Origin of the sequence: Citrobacter sp. U14242, from assembly GCF_046555775.1 — a bacterium.
GTDB lineage: Bacteria > Pseudomonadota > Gammaproteobacteria > Enterobacterales > Enterobacteriaceae > Citrobacter.
Genome location: NZ_JBKGLW010000004.1, coordinates 250,135 through 276,293, shown reverse-complemented (window position 1 = coordinate 276,293; position 26,159 = coordinate 250,135). Strand labels below are relative to the sequence as shown.

Below are 26,159 nucleotides of genomic sequence, written 5' to 3'. Positions count from 1 at the left end.
AATTACGCAAAATTGAGTTTCCTAACCTCGTTCATATATAAGGATTGTTCGATGTCCAACAATGGCTCGTCACCGCTGGTGCTTTGGTATAACCAACTCGGCATGAATGATGTAGACAGAGTTGGGGGCAAAAATGCCTCCCTGGGTGAAATGATTACTAACCTTTCAGGTATGGGCGTTTCCGTACCGAATGGTTTTGCAACGACCGCCGATGCGTTTAACCAGTTTCTGGACCAAAGCGGCGTAAACCAGCGCATTTATGAGCTGCTGGATAAAACGGATATCGACGATGTTACCGCGCTTGCAAAAGCGGGTGCACAGATCCGCCAGTGGATTATCGACACTCCTTTCCAGCCTGAACTGGAAAATGCCGTCCGCGATGCCTACGCGCAGCTGTCAGCGGACGATGCCAATGCTTCTTTTGCCGTGCGTTCCTCCGCTACTGCAGAAGATATGCCAGATGCGTCATTCGCGGGCCAGCAGGAAACTTTCCTTAACGTCCAGGGGTTTGATGCAGTACTGGTCGCTGTCAAACACGTGTTTGCCTCGCTGTTTAACGACCGCGCAATCTCCTATCGTGTTCATCAGGGCTATGATCACCGCGGCGTAGCGCTCTCTGCGGGCGTTCAGCGTATGGTGCGTTCTGACCTGGCGTCTTCCGGCGTCATGTTCTCCATTGATACCGAATCCGGTTTCGATCAGGTGGTGTTTATCACCTCCGCGTGGGGACTGGGTGAGATGGTGGTGCAGGGCGCTGTGAACCCGGATGAATTCTACGTGCACAAACCGACCCTGGCGGCCAACCGCCCGTCCATCGTGCGTCGTACTATGGGTTCTAAGAAAATCCGCATGATTTATGCGCCGACTCAGGAGCATGGCAAGCAGGTTACCATTGAAGACGTTCCGCAGGCGCAACGTGATATTTTCTCACTGACCAACGAGGAAGTGCAGGCGCTGGCGAAGCAGGCGGTACAAATCGAGAAACACTACGGTCGTCCGATGGACATCGAATGGGCTAAGGACGGTCATACCGGCAAGCTGTTCATTGTACAGGCTCGTCCGGAAACTGTGCGTTCTCGTGGCCAGGTGATGGAGCGCTATACGCTGCATGCTCAGGGTAAAATTATTGCTGAAGGTCGCGCCATCGGTCACCGCATCGGTGCTGGCCCGGTAAAAGTCATTCATGACATCAGCGAAATGAACCGTATCGAGCCAGGCGATGTGCTGGTTACCGACATGACCGACCCGGACTGGGAACCGATCATGAAAAAAGCGGCGGCGATTGTCACCAACCGCGGCGGTCGTACCTGTCATGCGGCGATTATTGCCCGTGAACTGGGCATTCCGGCGGTTGTTGGCTGTGGCGACGCGACCGAACGCATGAAAGACGGTGAGAAAGTCACTGTCTCCTGTGCGGAAGGCGACACCGGCTACGTGTATGCCGACATGCTGGACTTCAGCGTGAAGAGCTCCAGCGTGGAAACCATGCCGGATCTGCCGTTGAAGGTGATGATGAACGTCGGTAACCCAGACCGCGCTTTTGACTTCGCTTGTCTGCCAAACGAAGGTGTCGGTCTGGCGCGTCTCGAATTTATTATCAACCGTATGATTGGCGTGCACCCACGTGCACTGCTGGAATTCGATGATCAAACGCCGGAACTGCAAAACGAAATCCGCGCGATGATGAAAGGGTTTGATTCACCACGTGAGTTCTACGTGGGTCGCCTGACTGAAGGGATCGCGACGCTGGGTGCGGCGTTTTATCCAAAACGCGTCATCGTGCGTATGTCGGACTTTAAGTCCAACGAATATGCCAACCTGGTCGGCGGTGAGCGTTATGAACCGCATGAAGAGAACCCGATGTTGGGCTTCCGTGGTGCGGGGCGTTATGTTGCGGATAGCTTCCGTGACTGTTTTGCGCTGGAATGTGATGCCGTAAAACGCGTCCGTAACGACATGGGGCTGACTAACGTGGAAGTCATGGTACCGTTTGTTCGTACCGTTGCCCAGGCGAAAGCGGTCGTGGAAGAGCTGGCACGTCAGGGGCTGAAGCGTGGCGAAAATGGACTGAAGATCATCATGATGTGTGAGATCCCATCCAACGCCTTGCTGGCTGAACAGTTCCTCGAGTACTTCGACGGCTTCTCTATAGGGTCTAACGACATGACCCAGCTGGCGCTGGGTCTGGACCGTGACTCTGGCGTGGTTTCTGAACTGTTTGACGAGCGTAACGATGCGGTGAAAGCACTGTTGTCGATGGCGATTCGTGCCGCTAAGAAACAGGGCAAATACGTTGGTATTTGTGGCCAGGGTCCATCTGACCACGAAGACTTCGCGGCCTGGTTGATGGAAGAAGGGATCGACAGCCTGTCGCTCAACCCGGACACCGTTGTGCAGACCTGGCTGAGTCTGGCTGAACTGAACAAGTAACATGATGCCGGATGGCGGCGTAAACGCCTTACCAGCCTACGATTGGCATTCAACGTAGGCCGGGTAAGACGCGTTAGCATCGCCATCCGGCACTTTACCCTTCAACGCTCTCCATGTTCTCCACGCTTAAGCGCTGAATAATATCCTTACGTAGCTGAAATTTTTGGATCTTACCAGACGCCGTGCGCGGTAACTTCTCGACAACCACGATGTGCTCCGGGTACTTGTATTTTGCTACCCGTTTACGGCTAAAAAAGGCCACGACAGACTCCAGCGACAGCGAATGGTGCGGATGTTTTAGCACTACATACGCACACGATCTTTCGCCTAAACGATCGTCCGGCATTGCCACAACGCAGGCATCATGGATACGCGGATGCTGCAACAGAATATCCTCGACCTCGCGGCTACTGATATTTTCTCCACCGCGCACAATAATATCTTTCTTACGCCCGGTGATTTTGATGTATCCGGCCTCGTCCATTCGGCATAAATCGCCGCTGTAATACCAGCCGTCATTATCCAGTGCTCGGGCGGTCAGTTCAGGTTCATCAAAGTAGCCCATAAAAACATTGGGTCCGCGGGATGCCTCTTCTCCTTCCATGCCCGCAGGCAACGTGTTACGTGCCTCATCGACGACTTTAATTTCCACGCCGGCTGCGGCATATCCGTCGGTGTTCATCATGCGGGAAAGCGAATCATCAAGATTGACCACTGCGTGCGGCGAGCTTTCTGTTGAGCCATAGACGCTTAAAAGTTTAATGCCGAGCTGCTGACAATCGCGGGCTATTTTTTTCGGAATAGTGGTGCCGCCGCATAAGAAAAAGCGTAACGACGAGAGATCGTAGGGATGTTTTTCCACGCTACACAGCATGTCATAGACGAACGGTGTGGCGCCGAGTACGCAGGTACAGCGCTGTTGTACCAGCAATTCGAGACAGGCTTCGGGAGTGAAAATATCCAGCAGTACGCTGCGTGCACCAATTAAAAACGGTGCGGTCACGCCATGTAAAAAACCGGTAGCATGGCCAAGTGGCGCGGGCATTAAAAATACATCCAGCCAGGTGAGATTAAGACGGGCACAATAGGTGCGTTCACTGGCCAGGATGTTGTTGTGGGTCAGCATTACCCCTTTGGGCATCCCCTCCGTTCCGGAGGTAAACAGTACCGCAGCCAGCTCATCGGCATGCACACTAATGGGCTGAGTTAATGGTGGTGATAAAAGAAGCTGGCTGAGTGCCAGTGAGTCTGTCGCAGGTGCCAGCTTATCAACGGCAACAATCTGTTGCAGATGTGGCAGCTGATTTTGCAAGGGCAGGATCAGATCCACTGGCCGGGTTTGTTTAAACAGCGTAGGTGCGAAAAAAATCTTTGCCTTGCATTTGTTCAATACCCATACCAGCTCGGCTTCGCGCCAGGCAGGAAGTAGTGGTACGGAAACCGCCCCAGTTTTCAGACAGGCCAGATAGATAAGGGTAAATTCACACCAGCCGGGCAATTGAAAGGCGATGCGGTCACCTGGCTGGATTCCGCAGGCTAACAACCAGGTCGCCAGACGGCTGGCCGCACTGTCGAGCGCGGCGTAGGTGTATGAATCGCCGTGGTTATCGACCACCGCGATTTTGTCCGGCATCGCCTGGGCGGTCTGGCTCCAGTAATCACCCAGCGATGCATCCCCCCAAAATCCTTGTTGTCGATAAGCTTCCCGACGTTCGGCATTAAACGTTAATGTGACACTCATGAGTTATTCCCTGGATAATTTCGGTACACGTCCTGCCGGATAACAGGTGTGCTGTATCCGGCGTACAACAGGCGATACGTGTTAGCCGTAACGGAAATCCACACCAAATGTCCCAGCCGGGTATTCCCATTGTTCGAGGATAGTGGAACCGCACAGAACCCGGCAGGTACCACATTCCAGGCAGCCTGCGGAATCAAAATGGATATTTCCACTTTCGTCCTGCTTATACAGTCCAGCAGGACAGGCTTTCAGCAATTTGCCAAATTCTTTCATGTCAGGATGTTCGGCAAGGATGATGTGCGGATGCCCCTCATCGACATTGAATTTGTTAACGCCCAGTTTGACGTCAACATTTACGGTGTTGTCCTGACTCATAGCGCGGTTGCTCCCTTGATGCCGTCTTTCAGTAGATTCATCAGCCCAATCTTCTTCGCATGGGACAAAATAGTCTTGCGAACTGGCTGGTTTGGGCTGCCATCAACGGTGAACATATCACTCATGATATCGGCCACCATGCGCGGATATTGGGTAAACAAACGGGGGTTTTCCATGAGCGCGGGGATCTTACGGAAATGCTGTAAATCACGCATCACACAACCCTGTTCAAGGGCGCGTTTGTAGTCCATCAGGCTGCTGGCGGAGAAATCCTGACGTTCTTTCGCTGCAATAGCGGTTTTGGCCGCAGCCTCTGCTGAAGCAATCGCTAAATCCATGCCGCGCACGGTGTAGCCCAGGTTCAGACAAAAACCGGCGGCGTCGCCGACGATCATCACACCGTCATCAACCAGCTTCGGTACCATCGCCAGACCGCCTTCCGGCACCATGTGCGCAGAATACTCCAGCAGCTCACCGCCGGCGATCAGTGGGCGAATAGTAGGGTGTTGTTTAAAATCTTCCAGCATTTGTGGAATGCTTTTTGTCGCATGCTCGATATCGCCCAGACCACATACCAGTCCCAGAGAGAGGGAGTCTTTGTTGGTGTACAGGAAACCCCCGCCCATCAGACCATGAGATGGCGAACCGGCAAACAACCAGGCGGCACCTTCATTTCCTGATAGGTTAAAACGATCTGCAATGACAGCTGGTGGCAGGCCGATCAGCTCTTTTACGCCAACGGCATAATGCTGCGCCGAAGAGGTCGGTACCATTCCCAGTGAACGTCCCAGCATAGAATTGACGCCATCAGCCAGGATAACGATATTGGCTTCCAGGATATCGTCACCTGCCTGCACGCCAGTGACTTTGTTCCCTTCCCGAATCAGGGAATCGACGCGAACGCCAGGAATAAATTGAGCCCCGGCCTGTTCGGCCTTTTCCATCAACCAGGGATCAAGCCTGTTGCGCAATACGGTATATGAGTCCTGCGCCGGGCTATTGTCTTTTTCACGATGGAAATCGAGGGTGACGGCACTTTCTTCGGTAAGGAAAGAGATTTTTTCGCGGGTAACTATCCGTTCGACAGGGGCTTCCACTGCGAAGCCGGGCATAATGTGCTCAAGGCTATGTGTGTAGAGCCGTCCACCGGTCATATTTTTGCTGCCAGCACTGTTTCCGCGTTCAATAACCAGCACGTCCAGCCCTGCCTGGGCCATCACGTAACCCGCTACTGCACCCGCCACGCCAGCACCGACCACAATGGCATCAAATTTCTCATCTGACATGTTATTTGCTCCTTTCCCGCCGCGAGTGCAGCGGGATATGTGCGTTAAATGTGGCAGTTAGCGACTGAGCTGTTCGATAAGGGCCGGGACGACTTTGTAAATGTCACCAACCAGACCGTAATCGGCGTAGTTGAAGATAGGGGCTTTTTTATCTTTATTGATGGCGACTATAATCTTCGCGCCGTTCCCGCCGACCATATGTTGAATTTGTCCTGAGATGCCCAGTGTCAGGTACAAATCTGATTTCAACAGCACACCGGAAACGCCAATATAGCGCTCGCGCTCCATCCAGTTTTCACCTTCGGCAATAGGGCGTGAACAACCCACTTCGGCACCCAGAACGGCGGCAAGATTGCGTACCATCTGCAGATCGCTCTCGGCCACCAGGCCACGACCGACGCCAACCACGCGTTTGGCTTTACTGAGATCCACGCTGCTGAGGGATTTGGCCCGACGTTCCTGGCAAACAATTTCATGAAGCGGCGTGATATAAGGTGCTGAGACGACAGGGCAAGTGTGCGCAGGATTTGCTTCTACTGGTTCAAACATGCCAGGGGCAAGTGTGATAATCGCCAGTGCGCTATTCAGTTTTTCTTTACCGAATGCCAGACCGCCATACATACGGTGTTCTGCAAACAGCGCACCGGCATCGAGAGTGACCGTTGTGGCGTCGTTTACCATCGCCGCATTGAGTTGAATGCTTAACCGCGCGCCCAGTGATTTTGCGCGTTTAGACGCAGGCATCAGCAATAGGCCGGTGTGCGTTTGCAGTAAGGCTGAGACAGTCTCGGCGTAGTTTTCAACACGCTGCAGTCCACTGGCGTGTTCGAGCACGATGATGTCATCGGCACCCAGCGCTTTAACCTGATCGACCTGTTCGTTGCCCTGTACAATAAGGTGTACCTGCTCGCCCCACTGGCGGGCACCGGTCATTAATTCCGCATAGCGTTCTACGTTATCGCTAAACACCCATACGTTGGCTAATTTACTCATGATGATTGTTCTCCGTTGGGCTTAGTTCAGGGCTTTTTTCAGATGTTCGGCCAGTTCGGCAATGGCTTCTGCTGAGTCATTTTCCAAAATGATGTGCTTGCGTTCTGTCTGCGGTGGAACGCTAAGGCTGACTAATTCCGCTAGTGGTGACGCTGGCGTCCAGCCAATATCGCTGGCCTGCCATGGTGTGACGGGTTTTTTGCCGGCACCAAGAATGGCTTTCATTGATGGAATCCGCGGTGTATTGATATCTGAGGTCACACAAATTACTGCCGGGAGCGACAGGTCAATGACTTCGACTTCATCTTCAAGGGTGCGCTCAACCAGAATGCGGTCGCCGCTACGTTGGATGTTGCTTACCGCGTTAATCACAGGAAGCTGTAGGAGCTCGCCTACCAGTAAACCGACCTGTTGTGCGTAGATATCGCCGGACCCTTCACCGAACAGCATCAGATCGAATTCAATGTTTTTAGCCGCACAAGCCAGTGCCTGGGCAGTATCGCGTGGCAGCGCATGTTCCAGTTGTGGGTCCTGCACCATAAACAGGCTATCCGGACCGCGGGATAGCACGTCTTTACGTACTTTAGAATTTTGCAACAAGGAGCCGCCCACCGTTAAGGCGACAATCTCATCGCCTTCAGCGGTAAGTTGTGTGGCGGCTTCGATCGCATTCAGATCAAATTGACTGATTTTGGCATCGGCCCGATCAAAGTTAAGCGAGCGCTCTGGGGTAACAACAATGTCCTGTTCTTCAGGCACCAACTTAAAGCAGGTTATTATTTTCATGGCATCTCCAGTGAGTCACGTTCGGATGATGACGGTGCGCGTCATTATCGGCAGTAGGGAAAATTTGACTGAAAATAGTGTGCGGCAGAGCGGGGCCTGTTTTCGACGGGGCAATCTGTTTTCATTCCCAACAATCTTGCAGAAAAATGTGCAATGGGAATGCTCGGTTTTTAAGCGAGGGGTAAATATTGTGTACAGAAGATTACACCACGAAAACAAGAGTCGAGAGGAGAATTGAGAAAAGCATCATATTTTTAATCGATATCTGGGGGTGTTTGTTTCTGATATGTAAATCGTTAATGTTGAGTTAATAACATTTATTATTTTCAATGAGGATAAAACGTAAATAACGCAGGCTAACAGCGTTCTTGAGCAAGAAGTGTCATCTTGCAACCGGTGCAAATAATTTTGTTTCGCCTGGATAGAATATCGTTGTATAACGTAGTTAATCGTTTTCATTTAACACTATTAACTTTCCGCGTATTTACCATCTAAAGGTGGAGGCTGTCATGTATCAACGATGTTTTGATAATGCCATGGAAACCCTTTTTGAGCAGGGGAAGACCCCCAGATTTTCGCGATTCGTCATCAGTGATGATCCTAACTGGGAGTCTGGTCACCATGTGCATGACAATGAAACAGAACTTATCTTTGTCAAAAAAGGTGTCGCGCGATTAATCATTGATTCTTCATTGTACGTCGCTCACGCCGGGGATATTGTAGTGATAGAACAAGGGCGGTTACACGCCGTCGCCTCGGATAGTAGCGCGCCTGCCACTACCTATACCTGTGCACTGTATGGTTTTCGTTTCAATGGCTGGCAGGATAACCAGTTGTTGCAATTACATTCGTGTCCGGTCATCAGCGTCGGCCAGGGAAAGGAGGTAATTAAGAGCATTTTTAATGAACTGAGTATTATGATACCGCAGTGTAAAAATAATCTGTCATCCTCTGCTTATGATGCCTTTGCCTACGCATTAACCGTCTTGTATTACGAAAACTTTAAAAATGCTTATCGTTCAGAACAGGGGTATATTAAAAAAGACGTGTTAATTAAAGATGTTCTGGTGTATTTGAATAACAACTTTCGCGAAAAAATCACACTTGATCAGTTGTCTAAAAAATTTCGCGCCAGTGTGAGTTATATCTGTCACGAATTCACTAAAGAATATCGTATTTCGCCGATAAATTATGTTATTCAACGGCGGATGACGGAAGCAAAATTTTCGCTGACGAATACGGAAGCGTCGTTAGCGGAAATCTCGTGGCGGGTAGGGTATGAGAATGTTGATCATTTTGCCAAACTTTTTCAGCGACACGTAGGGTGTACTCCCAGCGATTATCGTAAGCAGTTTAAAAACAATCTGACTGAGCAGGAATGCCTGCAGCCGGAAGTCTGATTTTCTGTCGAAAGTCCGGATAGCGTTTATCCACTATCCGGATGACAGAACGGCTTACTTGTTTTGATAATCTTTCAGGATCTGACGCCCGGCGACGTAGATCATGATTTCATCGGTGCCACCGCCAATGCGTTCACAGCGCACATCACGCCAGAACCGGGATACACGGGCTTCATCGGTATAACCCAGCCCCCCCATTATCTGAATCGCATCGTCGATAACTTCCATCGCTGTGCGCGCGCAGTACAGTTTTGCCAGCGCCGCACTGGTACGCAGTGATTGTTCCTGATCGGCCTGCCAGGCGACTTTCAATACCATATTACGCATGTTTTCGATTTTAACCGCCATCAGCGCCAGTTTTTCCTGGATCATCTGGTTATGGCCAATCGGTTTACCAAAGGCGATACGCTGATTGGCGTAACGAGCGGCATCCTCGAAAGCACATTCGGCAAAGCCGGTGCTGCGTGCTGCGTTTATCAGGCGCTCCATCTCGAAGTTGTACATCACGTTGAGGAAGCCCATACCCTCTTCGCCGACCATATCACTTTCGTCAACTTCAACGTCATCAAGATAGACTTCGCAGGTACTTAACATGTGCCAGCCGATTTTATGCAGCGGATTAACTTTGATGCCGGGTTTCTTCGAATCCACCCACCACAAGGTAAAAGCTTTCTTCGGATCTTTCGGCTCGGGATCGCGAGCCAGGACCAGCATATACGGGTATTCTTTGGCACCGGTAATAAAGGTTTTTTGCCCGTTAAGGTACACCTTGCCGTTTTTGCGGGTGTAGCTGGTGGTGGCGCTGTTGTTATCTGAGCCAGCTCCCGGTTCGGTTAACGCCAGCGCATAGGCCGGATCGCCCGTTTCCATGGTGCTTTCAGCGGTTTTACGTAGCTGCTCTGCGGAGCCAAAACGGCGCATACTGTGGATACACTGACCGTTAGTGATCAGAAAGGCAGGTGCACCACATTTTGAGACTTCCATCAGTGCCAGCATTTGCGTGACGTAATCTGCCGGAATGCCACCGAATTCTTCCGGAACGCCCAGCATCGAAATGCCGTTATCCGCAAGCGCGCGCATAAATTCTTTAGGGTAGGTGGAGGTTTGATCACAGGTGCGGAAATATTCTTCCGGGAAATTACTGGTGATCAGTTCCCGAATGCTGGCAAGCAGCAGCTCTTGTTCTTCAGTTAATGAAAAGTCCATCAGGATACTCCTTTTAATTGGCAGCGTCGGGCAAAACAAAACCCATCGTGGCATCGATAAATAATCTTTCGTCCATCAGTTTCAGGTCTGGAGAAATAACGGGAGTGAAATCCATTTTGTCCAAAATGTCTTCTTGTAAAGAAACTCCCGGGGCAATTTCCACTAAATGGAGACCATCTTCTTTTAACGTAAATACGGCGCGCTCGGTGATGTAACGCACATCCAGTCCACGTTCGAGGGCAATTTTTCCACTGAAGGTGATTTCAGGTAATTCGCTAACGAATTTCTTCACCCGACCTTCCTGCACGATATTCAATTTGCCGTCGGCAACATTTGTTTTCAGACTTCCGGCTGTCAGGGTGCCGCAGAAAATAATTTTCTTCGAGGTGGCGCTTATATCAATAAAACCGCCAGTGCCCATTATTTTGCCATTGAATTTATGCACACCGACGTTGCCGTGCTGATCGACTTCGGCGAAACTTAAATAGCACACATCAAGCCCGCCGCCGTGATAGAAGTCAAACTGGGAGGTCATATCCAGAATAGCGCGGGTGTTGACGTTGGCCCCAAAAGCAATACCCTGCGAGGTAATACCACCGATTGGCCCGGTTTCAACCGTCAGTATGAAGTCATCGGCGCAGCCTTCTTCACGCGCGACGAGACCAATACCATCGGCAATTCCTACGCCAACGTTACCCACTGCACCTTTCCGCATTTCGAACAGAGCACGTCTGGCTACCAGTTTACGTTGGTTAAGCGGCAGGGCAGTTTGCAGGCTGTCATCAAGGACGAAATCGCCTGAAATAAAGCGGTTAACCGGCGCTCCGCCATACAATTGAGTCTGTTCAGGATCGATAACGACGATATCCACCAGATAGCCAGGGATCCGCACTGCTTTAGGGTGCAGTGTGGCTTTCTTGACCATTTTTTGTACCTGCATCATGACGATGCCGCCGTTGTTATGCACGGCCTGCGCAATGACCAGCGCATCGAGATACATCACTTCGTCTTCAAAGGTGGCGTAGCCTTCGCTGTCACAGGTGGTGGCGCGAATAAAGGCGATATTGGGCGCAATGGCTTTGTAGTAGAGATACTCTTTGTTATCAATTTCTACCAGTTTGATCAGATCTTCGGTGGTCACTTCATTGAGTTTGCCACCTTGTTGGCGAGGATCGACAAACGTGCCAATGCCGATGTCACTCAAAATACCTGGCTGATGGGCCGCAGAGGCACGCAGGGTTTGAGTTAATACGCCTTGTGGATAGTTGTAGGCCGCAATTTTATTTTGTTCCGCGAGGTCGGATATCCGTGGAGATTGTCCCCAGTGGCCGCACAACGCCCATTTAACTAAACCTTCCTGTGCCAGTGGACTAATACCCCGGTCTGCGCGGTCGCCCAGTCCTGTTGGGCTAATTATCGACAAATTACGTGGGGATTGGCTATTTTTATATTTCTCGGCCAGTGCATTAATTAATGTTGTAGCTTCAAGTATCCCACCGCCAGCGCCTAATACGCAGATTGTGGCTTCATCAGGAATATAATCAATTGCGTCAGCTGCAGAGAGTACCGGTACCCGACCATCTAAACGTGTCGGTCTTGAAAGTTTCATATAAACTCCAGGTTATATTCGTGCGAATACCTATCGCTATATTCGATAATAGTGTTTTGCGTTATTTGAAAATATTTAATCGTCTGCCAGATATTCGTGGTAAAACGAATATCTGGGGCAGGGCGTTATTTATTGCAATTTAATAATATTCGGCTATTAAGCCTGGTGTAATATTGTCAGAACGGTGCGTAGATCGGTGACGGAGATTTGTCCTGGGGCCGAGGCTTTTTTCACCGCACCAAACGTCGCCGCTGAGCCGAAGACTTCGCCGGACAGTCGAGAGATCACACCGGTTTTCGCCATTGACATGGTAATAATTGGGCGGTCGGCGTAACGTTCCTGCATCTCCAGCGTTGCGCTAAGCAATGTCAGCACATCCGTTTTGCTTTGCGGCATCAACGCGATTTTAGGAATATCAGCACCAAGTTCCTGCATTTTACGCAGTCGCTGGACAATATCATCGGCCGCAGGTGTTTTGTGAAAATCATGGTTCGACATAATAACGAAGACATTTTTCGCGTGTGCATGCTCGACGGTGGCTTTAACCAGGTCATCACCGGTGAAAAGCTCCAGGTCGATCATATCCACCAGACCGCTGTCCACTGCTGCGCGGTTTAATGCAATATAGTTTTCGATGGACAGTGCCTGTTCACCCCCTTCCTGTGCACTACGGAAGGTGAACAGCAACGGTTTATCAGCCATCACATCACGGATCGCGCGTGCGGCTTCCAGTACTGCGTCAATGGAAGCGACATCTGCGAAATGGTCAACACGCCATTCCAGGATGTCGAAATCCGCTTCGCGATAGGCCAGTGCTTCGCTTTTTACCGTTGAGATGTCTTTACCCATCAGTGAGACAATGATCTTCGGCGCACCCTCGCCAATCACGAGGTTTCTTACGGTTACGGTTTTCATTGATTACCCTTTAACTATTCACAAATACTGCCCATCAGGCCGCAAAACCCATAACCTGTTTGACATACTCCAGCGGGAAATCTTTCCCGGTCCAGAGCTTGAACTGCTCAGCCCCTTGCCACAACAACATGCCGTAACCATCAATCGTTTTGCAACCGGCATGTTGTGCCTGTTGCAATAACTTGGTCATATGCGGGTTATACACACATTCTGTCACCAGCAGTTCCGGGCGAAGCAGGGAAACGTCGGTCACAATAGATTCGTTATCCAGCGGTTTCATGCCGACTTTCGTGCCGTTGGTCAAAATATCCGCGCTGGCCAGTGCCTCAGCAAAAGCCTGGCGATCGGCAAGGTCGATAACGGTGACAAGGCAGTTGGTGTTTTCATTAACACGTTTGGCGAATGCCTGCGCCTTTTCAAAGAACTCATCTTTACGGTTAAAGATCTTAATTTCTTTGATGCCTTCAATGGCTGCCTGAGCGCCAATGGCTGTAGACGCGCCGCCCGCACCCAACAGTACCATGGTTTTACCTTTAATATCGAAGCCACTTTCTTTAATCGCGCGAATATGGCCGGTGCCGTCGGTGTTGTAACCACGCAGGTAGCCATCATCATTAACGATGGTGTTGATGGCTCCAACCAGTTTGGCGGCAGGTGTTAATTCATCAACATATTCACAGGCCAACTGTTTATTGGGCATGGAAACCCCGGTGCCGCGCATTTTTAACGCTTTTAAACCGGCAATTGCATTAGCAAATGTTGAGTTATCGACTTCAAATGCCATGTATGTAAAAGGCAGACCCGCTTTCTCTAATGCTTTATTTTGCATTTCAGGGGACAGACTGTGTCTGATAGGGTAGGCCATCAGACCAATCAGTTCATATTTTGCAGTTACGTCCATTTGATACTCCTTCTAAACAATTTATTGAAAATAACGTTCGCCCAACCGCACATCATTTTTGGGGATATCAAATACGCGGTAATAGCGAATAAAGACGATGATGGCGGTGATGAATGCCAGCAGAGCAAATGCAAGGTCCAGCAAAATGATGTATTGCAGGCCGATGTTAGAAAGGTATCCGGTGATCAGTGGGATAATAAAGTTGGCTACACCCCCCATCATCATATAAACACTGGTGACTTTGGCTTTGCTCTTCGGGAAAAACTCTGACATCACCGAGACGCCGAGCTGTAAAATACCGCCAGCAGCAGAGAAACCAATCAGAAACGATCCTGCGTTACAAACCAGCGGAGAGGGATACAAATAAATGACCGCAGCGGTAATGCTTGCCAGACCCGCGTTAAAAACGTTAGCCCAAATGGGGCGAACCATTTTCTTCAGGAGGGCTGCAAAGATGAATACGCAGACCAGCGATCCCATACTGTAGTAAGAGATGGTTTTTAAGGCGTCAGTTTCTGCCATGCCAGCAAATGCCATGGCATATTTCGGCATCCAGACCACGATGACATAAAAGGTTGAGAATGCGGCAACCCCAAACAGCACGGAGGCGACACCTTCCAACCAGACCAGGGGTTTACTGTTCATCTGAGGCAGATCTTTGGCGAGACCCGCATCCACCATCTGGCTGGGAAAGCGACTTTTTAACAGCATCAGAGTGATGACCACGAACAGAATACCCGGGATGATGACTGCATAGCCGTACCACACATGGTTGAGCAGCATGGTACTGACGATGATGGGGTAAATCATCTGGCCAAACGACACCATGGCTTTAACCAGAATAACCGCCGAGCCGGATGCTTTGGGGAAACATTCCATTAACGCCGGATAACCGCCGGTATCCAGCGCTGAATTTGCTACGCCAACGCATACAGCCAGAATAAAGGCAATCATCAGATTGGGGCTGGCGGGAATACCGAAGAAGAACAGCATATAGAGAATAACGCCTAACAGAATGATAGCCCGACGACCGAACTTATCTGAGAGAACGCTAAAGAATAAAATACTGACCAGTCGACCAAGACCAATGCCGGAAATTAGATAGGCAATCCCTGCATTATCGGTTGAAAACTTTGCAGCCAGGGATGTCATATTTTGCGCCAGTGTGATGACGCTAATGCCGTGTAAAAAATAACTTAAATAAATACAGATTATCGCCAGAAGAAATGGCGTGTTAAAGGTCTTTTTCTGAGACATTTTTTCACAACTCCTTGCGGATTTTAAAATTATTCTGTGCTCGTCGGTGTAGTTTAAATTTCGGCGACCTTGTGATTAATATACCGGGCAGTAGTTATTGTACCTACATAGCATGGCGTTTAAGTTACCAGGTATATTGCATATCAAACTGTGAAACCTAATTCACCAGACCGACGTTTTGCCGTTATTTTAAAAGTACGTCCAATTATTTTGCATAAGAGGGGGAACAATATTGCATCCACGCTATTGTGCGAGTGGTGCCATGTTTAACTGATGCTTTGCTGCAAGTCGACTGCGATAACCAATAAACAGTGCCAGCAGGAAGCCGAGCGCAGCAATGCCCGCATCAAACCACATGATGTGAGCAATGCTGGTTTCGGAGAGCCTGGCGGTAATCAATGGGATCGTGAAGGTCGCGATACTGCCCGCGCTGTAGTAAATACCGGTAGCTTTACCTTTCGCATGCGGAAAGCGAGCGGCCATTAGCGTTAGACCGATTTGCACGACGCCCCCGGCTGAAGAGAACCCGATGACAAAGGCGAATGTAATCACGACCCAGGTCGTAGGATGCAGGCAAACCGCCAGCAGCGCGACAAAGGAGATAAAGGTGTACAGCATCAACAGAGATGTTGCACGACCCGCTTTTCTCGCCAGGGGAGCAGTAATGAATACGCACAGCAGCGAACCACAGGTGTAAATACTTAACAGCTTGATAGATAACGTATACGGCATACCGGCGACAAACTGACCATACTGTGCCAGCCACTGGCTAACCAGATAAAATGTGGCCATCGAGATATAGCCATACAAAGTGTAACTCCCCAGATCGAGAAGGGAACAACGGCGCTCTGGTTGAATCGGTTCCTGTATAACGGATGATGGCGCGATGGAATGCTTCGGACCTGGGGGGGAGGGGAAGCGGCAGCGAAACAAAAATATGCCGTTGACCGCCATAATTCCTGCCGCCAGCAAGAAGGACCAGCCAAACCAGAGTTCAGCCCATACCAGCAGGCTGATAACCATCGGCAACAGAAACTGGCCGCTGGACACAAAGGCTTTAATCAGGATATTGGCGGTGCCGGGCGAACGGGGGAAGGCTTCCATCAGGCTTGGGTAGGTTCCGGCATCAAGAAAACTGTTTGCCATTCCCGCTAAAAAACCAAAGGCGTAGGCAATCACAATGCTGTGAGTATTGATGATGCCAAAAAAGAAGATGAGGTAGCAGATCATACCAAAAATTATAAACGGTCTGCGGCCATAGCGATCGGAGAGCATGCCTGCAACGAATAAGACGCTTAACCGACCGATACCAAGGGAGGAGATGACAATCGAGACCCCCGCGGCATTGGTTTGCCACTGCTGTTCAAGTGAGGACATATTGAGGGACATTAGAATGACCCCCATACCGTGAACCAGGTAATTAAGGTACAGCCCTATCGCAGTGGAGAAATAGGTGTTTTTCATAATGTGTTACTCAGCGAAGAGGCTAAATGGATGTTGTGTTCTATGTCGCGTAGGGCGTATTAGCCCAAATAGTATGCAGACTGCGCGTGAGCGAGGGCATCATGCCGGGTGCCAGTGTTGCAACGTAGTGGTGATGTTTTATAACCGCTTAACACAAACGCTCAAGGTTGTGTGCATAGAGTTCCACAGCAGCCGATTGATAGATTTTCCAGTCGAGAAAATTGTCGTGGCTATAAACTGCCTGAAAAGAAACCAGATCGGGGAAAAAACGCATCGTGTTATTACCAATACGATTATTAATTTTTTCGATGATCGCGTTAATTCTTAACTTTCTCTTTGCTTTCATTTCCGTACAAATGCGCGCAATGTTCTCCGGGATTTCTTTTTCCCCGTTTTCCCATTGTTGCCAGGCGACAATGTCGCCATCACACGCGATATACGCGGCGCTTTCTTCCACCGTCATAGCAAAAATATGGCGGATAGCCTGCAATTCTAATGCGTTCATTATTTGATCACTTTATAAAAGACGGTGGAGTAGTAATAACATTACTGTGGATATTTCGGCTTGAAGAGAGTCACAGTATCTTGTGCAATATTATTTGTTATTAGTCTGTGAAGTCAGTGCATTTGGTGTGAGAGTGAGAGAGTGAAATAAAGCAATTGGCTAGCCAATGTGATGGAGGTCGTTAGGGGGGGCAGGATAAAAAAAAGCCCATCGTGGGAGATGGGCAAAGACTACACACAGCAATTCGTTGTTTCACTCAGGGGATTTCCATGCTTATAAATCAATGTGTTGATCTAAAGCCTTGGGGTAATAGTAGGCATGCCGGTTTTTCACGTCGATCAGATTCATCTCAATAGTTTAAAAACTGTAAAGAATTTGCGACATAAATGAGTATTCACACAGGGCTGGCGTGGGGGGTTGGTTCGGGGAACGGTGAGGTGATGATAAGCAACATTAAACAATCAGGCGGCAATGTTGCCGCCTGATGCTGTATTACTTATTGCTTTCGATTTCAGCGATTTCTTCGAGGATTTGATCCGGGTCGGTGCCCGGCGCAGGGGCTTCGTTGACCCATGCGGAGAACAGGCGCCATGAAACAGCCAGCACCACAGGGCCGATAAACAGACCAATCATACCGAATGCAATCAACCCACCGATAACCCCGGAAAGAATGAGGATCAATGGCAAATCAGCACCCATACGAATCAGCATGGGACGAATAACGTTATCCAGTGTTCCGACTACGCCGCTCCACACAAGTAGCACCGTGCCCCAGGTAGAGTCACCTGTCCAGTAAAGCCAGATAATGGCAGGAACCAGTACCGGTAAAGGCCCCAGTTGCACCAGACAGGAGAGGATCATCAACACCGCCAGTAGCGTAGCGTAAGGTACCCCCGTTACCGCCAGACCAATGCCACCGAGGACGGCCTGCACCAGCGCAGTGACGACCACGCCTAATGCAACCGCACGAATGGCCTGTGCTGCCAGCAGGATTGCAGCGTCACCGCGTTTCGATGCAAGGCGGCAGGCGAAGTGGCGAATACCCAGCGCCACCTGCTCACCGCGCCAGTACAGCAGGGCGCTGAATAGCAACATCAAGCCACAGTGCATCATAAAGCGGCCAATATGCGCGGCCTGACCAACAAACCAGGTGGTTGTGGTACCGATATAGGGACGAACCTTAGCCATGATAGCCGAACCGCCCATATCCAACAGGCTGTGCCATGCGCCGTAGAGTTTGGCACCCACCAGAGGAATACTGTTTAGCCACGCCAGGTCCGGCAGCGTCATATCGCCGGCGGTAACGGCATGAATCAGAGGACCACTGCCATCAACGATGCTGTTGACCAACAGAGCGATAGGAATAATGAATAACAGAACTAACAACAGGGTCATCACCAGCACGGCCAGCGAGCGGCGTCCCCACAGCAATTTTTGTATACGTATCAGGATGGGCCAGGTCGCAATGACCACCGTACCTGCCCAGGCAAAACCGAGGATAAAGGGTTGCACAATCCAGAGACAGGCCACAATCATGATGGCTAAAAACAGCACCGATAGTAGCACTTGTGCAATATCCCTGGGCTGACGGAAATTTACCATAAATACTTTTCACCTTTGTCTTTGCGTCAGAACGTTGACGCGACGTGAACACGTTAATCACACTCTATAATGATGAGCAATTTCAGCGGTTTTGAACAGGCGGATTCTGCCTGTAAATCTGCTGAGCGTATTAGAAAAAAATGTGATACAACAAACAAAGCAACACGCAAACGATTAAATCCACAACACAGACCGCAGGAAAGGGTCACTATAATGATTCCACAAATTTCTCAGGCGCCAGGTGTCGTTCAACTGGTGCTCAATTTTTTGCAGGCGCTGGAGCAGCAAGGGTTCACAGGCGATACGGCAACGAGCTATGCCGATCGTCTGACAATGTCGACGGATAACAGCATTTATCAACTTCTGCCTGATGCCGTGGTTTTCCCTCGTTCGACGGCTGATGTGGCGCTTATCGCCCGCCTGGCGTCAGAACCGCTCTTTTCGTCGTTGATATTTACCCCTCGCGGCGGCGGCACTGGCACCAACGGTCAGGCGCTTAATCAGGGCATTATTGTTGATATGTCCCGTTACATGAGCCGCATCATCGAAATCAATCCGCAGGAAGGTTGGGTGCGGGTAGAGGCGGGGGTGATAAAAGATCAGCTTAACCAGTATCTGAAACCCTACGGCTATTTCTTTGCGCCGGAATTATCCACCAGTAACCGGGCGACGTTGGGGGGGATGATTAACACCGACGCGTCCGGGCAAGGTTCGCTGGTCTACGGTAAAACGTCCGATCACGTGCTGGGTATTCGCGCGGTATTGATGGGCGGGGATATTCTCGATACTCAGCCGATGCCGGTGGAGTTTGCAGAAATGCTCGGTAAAAACAATACGGCGATTGGGCGTATCTATAAAACGGTTTATGAACGGTGCCGTGAGAATCGGCAGTTGATCATTGACAAGTTTCCAAAGCTCAATCGTTTTTTAACCGGCTACGACCTGCGGCATGTCTTCAATGATGAGATGACCGAGTTTGATTTAACCCGCATCCTTACGGGGTCTGAAGGTACGCTGGCATTTATCACTGAAGCCCGCCTTGATATCACGCCGCTGCCTAAAGTTCGGCGACTGGTCAACGTCAAATACGATTCGTTTGACTCTGCATTGCGTAATGCGCCGGTGATGGTGGAAGCGCGTGCGCTGTCGGTCGAAACCGTCGATTCCAAAGTGCTTAATCTGGCGCGTGAAGATATTGTCTGGCACTCGGTCAGCGAATTGATCACCGATGTCCCGGATAAAACGATGCTCGGGCTGAATATCGTCGAGTTTGCTGGTGACGATGAAGCATTAATTGATTCGCAGGTCAGTGCGCTGTGTGAACGCCTGGACGGGCTAATTGCCCGACAGGAAGCCGGTGTGATTGGCTGGCAACAGTGTACCGAACTGGCCGGTGTCGAGCGCATCTACGCCATGCGGAAAAAGGCCGTTGGCCTGCTGGGTAATGCCAAAGGCTCTGCGAAGCCGATTCCGTTTGCCGAAGATACCTGCGTACCGCCGGAACACCTGGCTGACTATATTGCCGAGTTTCGTGCGCTACTCGATAGTCATGGCCTGAGCTATGGCATGTTTGGTCACGTGGATGCCGGGGTACTGCACGTTAGACCCGCGCTGGATATGTGCGATCCGCAACAAGAAGTGCTGATGAAACGCATCTCTGATGATGTGGTGGCGCTGACGGCAAAATACGGTGGTCTGCTGTGGGGCGAACACGGGAAAGGTTTCCGTGCTGAATACAGCCCGGCGTTCTTTGGCGAGGAACTGTATCGCGAACTGCGCAAAGTGAAGTCGGCGTTTGATCCGCAAAACCGGCTCAATCCGGGGAAGATTTGCCCTCCGGAAGCCATCGATGCGCCAATGATGAAAGTGGATGCGGTTAAACGTGGGACTTACGATCGTCAGATCCCGCTGGCCGTTCGACAGGAGTGGCGTGGGGCAATGGAGTGTAACGGCAACGGGTTATGCTTTAACTTCGATGCGAAAAGCCCGATGTGTCCGTCGATGAAAATTAGCCTCAATCGCATTCACTCACCAAAAGGGCGGGCAACGCTGGTACGGGAATGGTTGCGTCTGTTGGCCGATCGTGGGATCGACCCCGTGAAACTGGAAAAAGAGTTGCCAGAAAAACGTGCCAGTTTACGTACACTCATCGCCCGAACCCGGAACAGCTGGCATGCACGTAAGGGCGAATATGATTTCTCGCATGAAGTGAAAGAGGCAATGTCCGGGTGTTTGGCATGTAAAGCATGTTCTACGCAGTGCCCGATAAAAATTGACGTTCCGGAGTTCCGCTCACGCTTCCTGCAGTTGTATCACACGCGCTATCTGCGCCCGCTCCGCGATCACATGGTAGCAACCGTTGAGAGTTATGCACCGCTAATGGCGCGCGCACCTAAAACGTTCAACTTTTTCATCAATCAACCGTTGGTACGTAATCTGGCTAAAAAACACATCGGCATGGTGGATTTGCCGCTGTTGTCTGCGCCATCATTACAACGACAGCTGGTCGGGCATCGATCGGCGAATATGACGCTGGAACAGCTTGAAGTTCTCAGCCAGGAGCAAAAAGCACGTACGGTGCTGGTGGTGCAGGACCCTTTCACCAGCTATTACGATGCACAGGTAGTGGCTGATTTCATCCGCCTGGTAGAAAAATTGGGTTTACAGCCGGTGCTGTTGCCATTCTCGCCTAACGGCAAAGCGCAGCATATAAAGGGCTTTTTAAACCGGTTTGCGAAAACGGCGAAAAAGACCGCTGATTTCCTCAACCGGGTGGCAAAGCTGAATATCCCGATGGTCGGTGTCGATCCGGCGCTGGTGCTATGCTATCGCGATGAATACAAGCTGGCGCTCGGCGAGCAGCGCGGCGATTTCCATGTCTTACTGGTCAATGAATGGCTATCGGCTGTACTGGCGTCACAACCGCCGGTCGCTATTGGTGGTGAACCGTGGTACTTCTTCGGACACTGTACCGAAGTGACCGCTCTGCCGGGAGCGCCTGCGCAGTGGGCCACGATTTTTGCCCGGTTTGGGGCCAAACTGGAAAATGTCAGCGTGGGGTGCTGCGGGATGGCGGGTACGTATGGCCATGAAGTGAAGAATCACCAGAACTCTTTAGGGATCTATGAGTTATCATGGCACCAGGCAATGCAACGATTGCCGCGTAATCGTTGTCTGGCTGCCGGGTATTCATGTCGCAGCCAGGTTAAACGGGTAGAAGGCACGGGCGTTCGCCACCCATTACAGGCATTACTGGAGATTATAGGATGATCTGGAAACGTGAAGTCACACTTGAGGCGCTTAACGCCATGGGTGAAGGGAATATGGTAGGGCTGCTCGATATTCGTTTTGTGCATATCGGCGACACGACTCTGGAAGCCACAATGCCCGTGGACCATCGCACCAAACAGCCCTTTGGTTTGCTTCACGGCGGGGCGTCTGTCGTACTGGCTGAAAGCATTGGCTCGGTGGCCGGATATCTGTGTACGCAGGGCGATCAGAAGGTGGTGGGCCTTGAGATTAACGCCAACCACGTTCGTTCTGCACGTGAAGGGCTTGTCAGAGGGGTGTGCAGCCCTGTGCATACCGGTTCACGTCATCAGGTGTGGCAAATCGAAATCTTCGATGAGCAGGGCCGGTTATGCTGCACCTCGCGACTGACGACTGCTATTTTGTGATGCATGTTGAGTTTGGTCATTATCTGCGCAGGTAATGGTGTTATACTGTGCAGGTTCTGAACACAAGCGAGGATGATATGTCTACCCAATTAGACCCGGCCCAACTGGCAATAGAATTTTTACGTCGTGATAAAACCGATCTTTCACCAGCTCAGTACCTGAAAAGACTGAAACAATTAGAGCTGGAGTTTGCCGATTTATTAACGCTCTCTTCGACTGAACTGAAAGAAGAGATCTATTTTGCCTGGCGCCTGGGCGTTCATTGATTCCGGTATGCCTGTCGTAATAAAAACCCCGACACATGTTCGGGGTTATTTTTTGCCTTACATCTTGTTTACCACTTCATCTCACCTGTATTCACTTTTGCACTCAGTTCCAGAGAGCTTTCGTCTGCAAGGCCAGGCCATGCTGCGGTCATTGTTTTTATCACGTAGGCTGAACCTTTTTTCGCACCCAACGCCTGTTCAAACGACTGAAGGTAATCCTGGGTGAAGCGAATTGCCTTATCACCCGCCGGGCGTTCACCAATATAATGACCTGGAACCACCTGGGCAGGATGTAATTGCTGCATTTCGCTCAGCACGTTACGCCATGCCATGCGCTCTGCCGATGACTGCGTGTCCGCAGTCCAGACGTGAATACCTGAAGCGATACCGGTTCCGCCAATGATGGCGCGGTTCGCAGGGATCCAGACATATGCCGCATAGTCATTAGGATGACGTAATTCCAGCGTTTCGCCATCAACCGTAAAGCGAGTTTGTGTGGTGGCCTGCGGTACAGTGAGCGAAGTGGGTGCACCGTCTTTCATCTGTGGGCCCCAGAACTGTAATTTGGCTTCTTTGGTGGCACGAATATGATCCACCACGTGCGGCGTAGCCAGCACGTTGACACCGGGGAAGGCTTTGACGAGTGGCTCAAGGCCAAAATAGAAATCCGGATCGCCAGACGTGATCACAATGGCTTTCAGCGTCTTACCGCTGGAGCGAATCATTTGCACCAGCTTTTCACCGTCTTTGGTGCTGAATTGGGCATCAAACAAAATTGCTTCTTTCGGGCCGGACACCAGCGTAGAAGAGACCGGGAAAATAGCCTTTTCCTGCGGATTATAGACATCCAGCTGTAGTGGAGCGGCAAATGCCGAAGAGGCAAACAGGGGGAGCAGCATAGCCAGCGTATTGATTTTCATAATGGGTAACCTTGTGCAGGAAATTGTCTTTTGATCGTTCCCGTATTTTAAGGAAATTCGGATCTGTTAGAATTCCCTTATCAGGACATGCTGAGTTTCATAAAACGATCGGATGGGATGCAATGGACAGAGTTATGGCGGCAACAGTTTTTAACCATATCTGTGATTTAGGCAGTTTGAGTGCCGCCGCGCGTGCGCTGGGGCTTTCCCGACCGATGGTCAGTCGCTATCTGGACGAAATGGAAAAGTGGGCCGGGGCGCGGCTTATCCATCGTTCGTCACGACGGTTGACAATCACACCTGCCGGCGAAGAAGCGTTGGTGAAAACCCGCACCCTGGCACAGCTTTCGCGAGATATCGGTGCCGCCGGACTCGCGCAAACCCCCTCGGGCACGCTACGGGTGGCGTGTGCACATTTTACTGCCATACATATTCTGGCGCCGGTGCTACCCGCGTTTCTTGCGCGCTATCCTGAACTCCGCATTGAAGTTGAGATCAACAATCAACCGGTAAGCCTGGTTGGGGAGCGTATCGATGTGGCGATCCGCATCACGGAAAATCCCGAACCCGGAACGATTGCCCGGCGCTTAGGGGATTGTGAGTCGGTGTTATGTGCCTCTGTGGATTACCTTAACCAGCATGGCATCCCAAAAACCGTCGACGATCTTGCGCAGCATAATTGCCTTTATTACAGCGGATTCGCCGGAAAGTCATGGCATTTTCTGGATGCGCAAGGGCAAGCCGTCACTGTGGCTATTAAAGGTAATTTAAGCGCCGGTATCTCGTCACTGCTATGTGAATCCGCCCTGACGGGGATGGGGATTGCGTTGGTACCTGAGCAGGAGGCGAGAGATGGGCTGGTGCAAGGGAGATTAATACGACTTCTACCGCAACTACAGCCTAAACGCCTGCCAATTTATGGTTTATATCTTTCCCGTGATCACCAGCCTGCGGGGCTGCGACTGTTGCTGGACGCACTGAATGAGACTCAGCGCTAACTATGTGATTGAATGCGTTTGTAAAATAGTCAAAGCGCAATTTGTGTTAAAAAAAATTTATTAGTGTATGAGATTGTTCTGATCGCCCCTTCAAGAGCTAAGCCATTGTGAGTGCCGGAGATAAGCGCCGGATGGGGCCGGAACCCTTAAGTCTGCCAGCAAGCAGACTTAAGGGTTTTTTATGGCCCACAGGCTTTTGAACCGCATTGCCTCCGTAGTCATCCCCACCTATCTCTTAAATAGACATTAATTATGTAAGTTGAATGTATTATGCTAAATCTAAACAACTTTTTTTAATCGACCATTAGCTTTGGGGCGCGATGGGGGCATTGCTGTTGGTATTGCCATGCTCCAGCCGCTGGCATCAAGTTGGAGGTCGAATGAAAACCGTAACCATTGATAGCGTCCGTGCGCGTCTTTCCTTTCTGGAGGGACTGAATGCGCGCGGCGTGGGAACGGCTGTTCCGCAGCAGCAATTTGAAATAGCGTGCCTACGTGAACTTCTCGCGCTATTGGTATGCCGCCCAATGCCCGTCACCGTGAAGCTGCCAGCAGATAATGCGGCAGAATCTGAATTATCAGAAGACGACGCAACCGCTTGGTTTGATGAGGGGTGGAATGCTCGTGGAAAGGCCGACAAAGAGGCGCTAATCGCCGCTGGCATTGGCGTGAAGGGAGAGTGAGATGGACTTAATACCATTAACGCACGACGAGCTCTGCCAAATCGCCTGGCGCTTTCTTCAGAATAACGGCTTCAAAGTGGCGTTTCATGACCGGTTCCGTGCATGGACACTTTATGGCGAACAGGCTGATGCTATCGGATTTCGCAACGGCGCTAGCTGTCTGATTGAGGCTAAATACTCTCGCTCTGACCTGTTAGCAGACCGTAAGAAGCCTTTCCGGATTGAACCCGAGAAGGGCATGGGAGATTGGCGCTTCATGATTAGCGAGCCGGGAATTGTGAATGTTGAAGACCTTCCGTCAGGCTGGGCTTACTTCACGTTATTAAAGGTCGGGTTAAGAAGGTGCACGGATGGCCTGGTAACGGGCTTTGGGTTAATCGGGATAGCAAACCATTTCAGGCCAACAAACAGGCCGAATGCGATTACATGTTTAGCGCTCTACGTCGCATGGATTTACGTGGGCATCTTAAAGAGGTTTACGATGGCGTAATCGCTAATAAGACAGAAGGAACCGCAGCATGACAACTAACAACCACCCGGCGCACGGTCCTGTATCACTCGATCGCCTGCACCAGATACGCGAAATCCTCAGCAAAGCAGCAGCACAAAGCGACGGCGGTAACTGCGGATACGCAATGGCTGATGCCGTGAAGGTGATTGATGGAGTTCTGGAGTCGATAGTCCGTGAACAAGTACGCCGTGAACATGCAGCATGGTCACCGGCTACTTTCGGCGATGTCGGTCCAGTTGGTCCGCTGAAGCACCTTTCCAAAGAAGCGCTCGAGGCTGCTGCTGAACCAGGCGACCTTAGCGAATGGGCTGACATGCACTTCTTGTTATGGGATGCGCAACGTCGTGCCGGTATCAGTGACGAGCAGATTACCCTGGCGATGGAAGAAAAGTTGGCGGTGAATATGGCGCGCCATTGGCCGGAGCCGAAAGACGGAGAACCACGGCTGCACATCAAAGCTGATCAACAGCAGGAGCACAAGTGATGGGGCAGCTACTGCAATAGGCCACCAACAGGGTTATCGAGCTGGAAAACCTCCCACTGGCTGATGTTCCTGAAACCGTCGGTCCAGCGGAAGTCAGCATATGTTTTAGCTATTAAGCTTCAATACAACGTGATGGCAGCAATATTCGCT

The 26,159-nt window shown here is 50.7% G+C and carries 22 protein-coding genes, 1 other RNA gene and 1 pseudogene; 9 read left to right on the top strand and 15 right to left on the bottom strand.

Going from position 1 to position 26,159, the window contains the following annotated elements; genetic code table 11:
- The first annotated feature begins 51 nt into the window (after positions 1–51).
- On the top strand, positions 52–2,430 hold the full coding sequence (ppsA, locus tag ACLJXE_RS08410) for a phosphoenolpyruvate synthase (RefSeq protein ID WP_410750627.1): 2,379 nt from the start codon (positions 52–54) through the stop codon (positions 2,428–2,430).
- Positions 2,431–2,524: 94 nt separating this feature from the next.
- Here ppsA and fadK read toward each other — a convergent pair whose 3' ends face one another.
- The 5 genes from fadK to ACLJXE_RS08385 form a co-directional block, all read right to left on the bottom strand.
- Positions 2,525–4,171, bottom strand: coding sequence for a medium-chain fatty-acid--CoA ligase (gene fadK / locus ACLJXE_RS08405; protein ID WP_410750626.1), 1,647 nt, complete (start codon positions 4,169–4,171; stop codon positions 2,525–2,527).
- Between the two features lie 81 nt (positions 4,172–4,252).
- On the bottom strand, positions 4,253–4,546 hold the full coding sequence (locus ACLJXE_RS08400; RefSeq protein ID WP_410750625.1) for a ferredoxin family protein: 294 nt from the start codon (positions 4,544–4,546) through the stop codon (positions 4,253–4,255).
- Positions 4,543–5,832 carry an FAD-dependent oxidoreductase gene (locus ACLJXE_RS08395; RefSeq protein ID WP_410750624.1) on the bottom strand — a complete coding sequence of 430 codons (1,290 nt, stop codon included), beginning with the start codon at positions 5,830–5,832 and terminating at the stop codon, positions 4,543–4,545. Before ACLJXE_RS08395 ends, ACLJXE_RS08400 begins: the two co-directional genes overlap by 4 nt.
- Before the next feature lie 57 nt (positions 5,833–5,889).
- A complete protein-coding gene (locus tag ACLJXE_RS08390) occupies positions 5,890–6,825 on the bottom strand; it encodes an electron transfer flavoprotein subunit alpha (RefSeq protein WP_410750623.1) in 936 nt (311 codons plus the stop codon).
- Between the two features lie 21 nt (positions 6,826–6,846).
- Positions 6,847–7,611, bottom strand: a complete 765-nt coding sequence (locus ACLJXE_RS08385; protein WP_286630104.1) for an electron transfer flavoprotein — start codon at positions 7,609–7,611, stop codon at positions 6,847–6,849.
- 509 nt (positions 7,612–8,120) lie between these two features.
- Between ACLJXE_RS08385 and ACLJXE_RS08380 the strand changes: the two genes are divergently transcribed.
- The gene (locus tag ACLJXE_RS08380; protein WP_286630103.1) at positions 8,121–9,011 is read left to right on the top strand and encodes an AraC family transcriptional regulator; all 891 of its coding nucleotides are present in this window, start codon (positions 8,121–8,123) and stop codon (positions 9,009–9,011) included.
- A gap of 54 nt (positions 9,012–9,065) precedes the next feature.
- Here the strand turns inward: ACLJXE_RS08380 and ACLJXE_RS08375 are convergent, their stop codons facing one another.
- From ACLJXE_RS08375 to ydiK, 9 genes are all read right to left on the bottom strand, one after another.
- Positions 9,066–10,217 carry an acyl-CoA dehydrogenase gene (locus ACLJXE_RS08375; RefSeq protein WP_040233722.1) on the bottom strand — a complete coding sequence of 384 codons (1,152 nt, stop codon included), beginning with the start codon at positions 10,215–10,217 and terminating at the stop codon, positions 9,066–9,068.
- Between the two features lie 13 nt (positions 10,218–10,230).
- A complete protein-coding gene (locus tag ACLJXE_RS08370; protein WP_410750622.1) occupies positions 10,231–11,826 on the bottom strand; it encodes an acyl CoA:acetate/3-ketoacid CoA transferase in 1,596 nt (531 codons plus the stop codon).
- A gap of 156 nt (positions 11,827–11,982) precedes the next feature.
- Positions 11,983–12,741, bottom strand: coding sequence for a type I 3-dehydroquinate dehydratase (gene aroD, locus ACLJXE_RS08365; RefSeq protein WP_410750621.1), 759 nt, complete (start codon positions 12,739–12,741; stop codon positions 11,983–11,985).
- A 34-nt stretch (positions 12,742–12,775) separates the two neighbouring features.
- Positions 12,776–13,642: a quinate/shikimate dehydrogenase gene (ydiB, locus tag ACLJXE_RS08360; protein WP_410750620.1), complete on the bottom strand. Its 867-nt coding sequence runs from the start codon at positions 13,640–13,642 to the stop codon at positions 12,776–12,778.
- A 21-nt stretch (positions 13,643–13,663) separates the two neighbouring features.
- Positions 13,664–14,899, bottom strand: coding sequence for an MFS transporter (locus ACLJXE_RS08355; RefSeq protein ID WP_410750619.1), 1,236 nt, complete (start codon positions 14,897–14,899; stop codon positions 13,664–13,666).
- Positions 14,900–15,142: 243 nt separating this feature from the next.
- Entirely contained in the window at positions 15,143–16,363 is a 1,221-nt protein-coding gene (locus ACLJXE_RS08350; protein ID WP_410750618.1) for an MFS transporter, read from the bottom strand.
- Positions 16,364–16,511: 148 nt separating this feature from the next.
- Positions 16,512–16,868, bottom strand: coding sequence for a YdiL family protein (locus tag ACLJXE_RS08345; RefSeq protein ID WP_410750617.1), 357 nt, complete (start codon positions 16,866–16,868; stop codon positions 16,512–16,514).
- Positions 16,869–17,063: 195 nt separating this feature from the next.
- Positions 17,064–17,171: antisense sRNA RprA (gene rprA / locus ACLJXE_RS08340), an RNA gene on the bottom strand.
- A 189-nt stretch (positions 17,172–17,360) separates the two neighbouring features.
- On the bottom strand, positions 17,361–18,470 hold the full coding sequence (ydiK, locus tag ACLJXE_RS08335) for an AI-2E family transporter YdiK (protein WP_271440778.1): 1,110 nt from the start codon (positions 18,468–18,470) through the stop codon (positions 17,361–17,363).
- A gap of 213 nt (positions 18,471–18,683) precedes the next feature.
- On the opposite strand from ydiK, the gene ACLJXE_RS08330 reads away from it, so the two are divergent.
- The 3 genes from ACLJXE_RS08330 to ACLJXE_RS08320 all read left to right on the top strand — a co-directional run bounded on the left by ACLJXE_RS08330 (position 18,684) and on the right by ACLJXE_RS08320 (position 22,413).
- A complete protein-coding gene (locus ACLJXE_RS08330; RefSeq protein WP_410750616.1) occupies positions 18,684–21,740 on the top strand; it encodes an FAD-binding and (Fe-S)-binding domain-containing protein in 3,057 nt (1,018 codons plus the stop codon).
- Complete coding sequence (menI, locus tag ACLJXE_RS08325) at positions 21,737–22,147, top strand: 1,4-dihydroxy-2-naphthoyl-CoA hydrolase (RefSeq protein WP_286630094.1); 411 nt, start codon at positions 21,737–21,739, stop codon at positions 22,145–22,147. The genes ACLJXE_RS08330 and menI overlap by 4 nt, the downstream gene beginning before the upstream one ends.
- Positions 22,148–22,224: 77 nt before the next feature.
- Positions 22,225–22,413 (top strand): YdiH family protein, encoded by a 189-nt coding sequence (locus ACLJXE_RS08320; protein ID WP_005120249.1) that lies wholly within the window; start codon positions 22,225–22,227, stop codon positions 22,411–22,413.
- Between the two features lie 68 nt (positions 22,414–22,481).
- Here the strand turns inward: ACLJXE_RS08320 and ACLJXE_RS08315 are convergent, their stop codons facing one another.
- Positions 22,482–23,333 (bottom strand): Vmh family MBL fold metallo-hydrolase, encoded by an 852-nt coding sequence (locus tag ACLJXE_RS08315; RefSeq protein WP_410750615.1) that lies wholly within the window; start codon positions 23,331–23,333, stop codon positions 22,482–22,484.
- A gap of 122 nt (positions 23,334–23,455) precedes the next feature.
- Between ACLJXE_RS08315 and ACLJXE_RS08310 the strand changes: the two genes are divergently transcribed.
- The 4 genes and pseudogenes from ACLJXE_RS08310 (at position 23,456) to ACLJXE_RS08295 (ending at position 26,009) form a co-directional block, all read left to right on the top strand.
- Positions 23,456–24,331: a LysR family transcriptional regulator gene (locus ACLJXE_RS08310; RefSeq protein ID WP_410750614.1), complete on the top strand. Its 876-nt coding sequence runs from the start codon at positions 23,456–23,458 to the stop codon at positions 24,329–24,331.
- Between the two features lie 380 nt (positions 24,332–24,711).
- A complete protein-coding gene (locus tag ACLJXE_RS08305; RefSeq protein WP_410750613.1) occupies positions 24,712–25,014 on the top strand; it encodes a hypothetical protein in 303 nt (100 codons plus the stop codon).
- A gap of 10 nt (positions 25,015–25,024) precedes the next feature.
- Positions 25,025–25,536: pseudogene (locus ACLJXE_RS08300) on the top strand (hypothetical protein).
- Positions 25,533–26,009: a DUF550 domain-containing protein gene (locus ACLJXE_RS08295; RefSeq protein WP_410750612.1), complete on the top strand. Its 477-nt coding sequence runs from the start codon at positions 25,533–25,535 to the stop codon at positions 26,007–26,009. The pseudogene ACLJXE_RS08300 and the gene ACLJXE_RS08295 overlap by 4 nt, the downstream one beginning before the upstream one ends.
- Positions 26,010–26,159 lie beyond the last annotated feature (150 nt).

Bases quoted from the DNA above. Each gene is read 5' to 3' on its own strand.
- ppsA (WP_410750627.1), top strand. From the start codon at position 52: ATGTCCAACAATGGCTCGTCACCGCTGGTGCTTTGGTATAACCAACTC.
- fadK (WP_410750626.1), bottom strand. From the start codon at position 4,171: ATGAGTGTCACATTAACGTTTAATGCCGAACGTCGGGAAGCTTATCGA.
- ACLJXE_RS08400 (WP_410750625.1), bottom strand. From the start codon at position 4,546: ATGAGTCAGGACAACACCGTAAATGTTGACGTCAAACTGGGCGTTAAC.
- ACLJXE_RS08395 (WP_410750624.1), bottom strand. From the start codon at position 5,832: ATGTCAGATGAGAAATTTGATGCCATTGTGGTCGGTGCTGGCGTGGCG.
- ACLJXE_RS08390 (WP_410750623.1), bottom strand. From the start codon at position 6,825: ATGAGTAAATTAGCCAACGTATGGGTGTTTAGCGATAACGTAGAACGC.
- ACLJXE_RS08385 (WP_286630104.1), bottom strand. From the start codon at position 7,611: ATGAAAATAATAACCTGCTTTAAGTTGGTGCCTGAAGAACAGGACATT.
- ACLJXE_RS08380 (WP_286630103.1), top strand. From the start codon at position 8,121: ATGTATCAACGATGTTTTGATAATGCCATGGAAACCCTTTTTGAGCAG.
- ACLJXE_RS08375 (WP_040233722.1), bottom strand. From the start codon at position 10,217: ATGGACTTTTCATTAACTGAAGAACAAGAGCTGCTGCTTGCCAGCATT.
- ACLJXE_RS08370 (WP_410750622.1), bottom strand. From the start codon at position 11,826: ATGAAACTTTCAAGACCGACACGTTTAGATGGTCGGGTACCGGTACTC.
- aroD (WP_410750621.1), bottom strand. From the start codon at position 12,741: ATGAAAACCGTAACCGTAAGAAACCTCGTGATTGGCGAGGGTGCGCCG.
- ydiB (WP_410750620.1), bottom strand. From the start codon at position 13,642: ATGGACGTAACTGCAAAATATGAACTGATTGGTCTGATGGCCTACCCT.
- ACLJXE_RS08355 (WP_410750619.1), bottom strand. From the start codon at position 14,899: ATGTCTCAGAAAAAGACCTTTAACACGCCATTTCTTCTGGCGATAATC.
- ACLJXE_RS08350 (WP_410750618.1), bottom strand. From the start codon at position 16,363: ATGAAAAACACCTATTTCTCCACTGCGATAGGGCTGTACCTTAATTAC.
- ACLJXE_RS08345 (WP_410750617.1), bottom strand. From the start codon at position 16,868: ATGAACGCATTAGAATTGCAGGCTATCCGCCATATTTTTGCTATGACG.
- ydiK (WP_271440778.1), bottom strand. From the start codon at position 18,470: ATGGTAAATTTCCGTCAGCCCAGGGATATTGCACAAGTGCTACTATCG.
- ACLJXE_RS08330 (WP_410750616.1), top strand. From the start codon at position 18,684: ATGATTCCACAAATTTCTCAGGCGCCAGGTGTCGTTCAACTGGTGCTC.
- menI (WP_286630094.1), top strand. From the start codon at position 21,737: ATGATCTGGAAACGTGAAGTCACACTTGAGGCGCTTAACGCCATGGGT.
- ACLJXE_RS08320 (WP_005120249.1), top strand. From the start codon at position 22,225: ATGTCTACCCAATTAGACCCGGCCCAACTGGCAATAGAATTTTTACGT.
- ACLJXE_RS08315 (WP_410750615.1), bottom strand. From the start codon at position 23,333: ATGAAAATCAATACGCTGGCTATGCTGCTCCCCCTGTTTGCCTCTTCG.
- ACLJXE_RS08310 (WP_410750614.1), top strand. From the start codon at position 23,456: ATGGACAGAGTTATGGCGGCAACAGTTTTTAACCATATCTGTGATTTA.
- ACLJXE_RS08305 (WP_410750613.1), top strand. From the start codon at position 24,712: ATGAAAACCGTAACCATTGATAGCGTCCGTGCGCGTCTTTCCTTTCTG.
- ACLJXE_RS08295 (WP_410750612.1), top strand. From the start codon at position 25,533: ATGACAACTAACAACCACCCGGCGCACGGTCCTGTATCACTCGATCGC.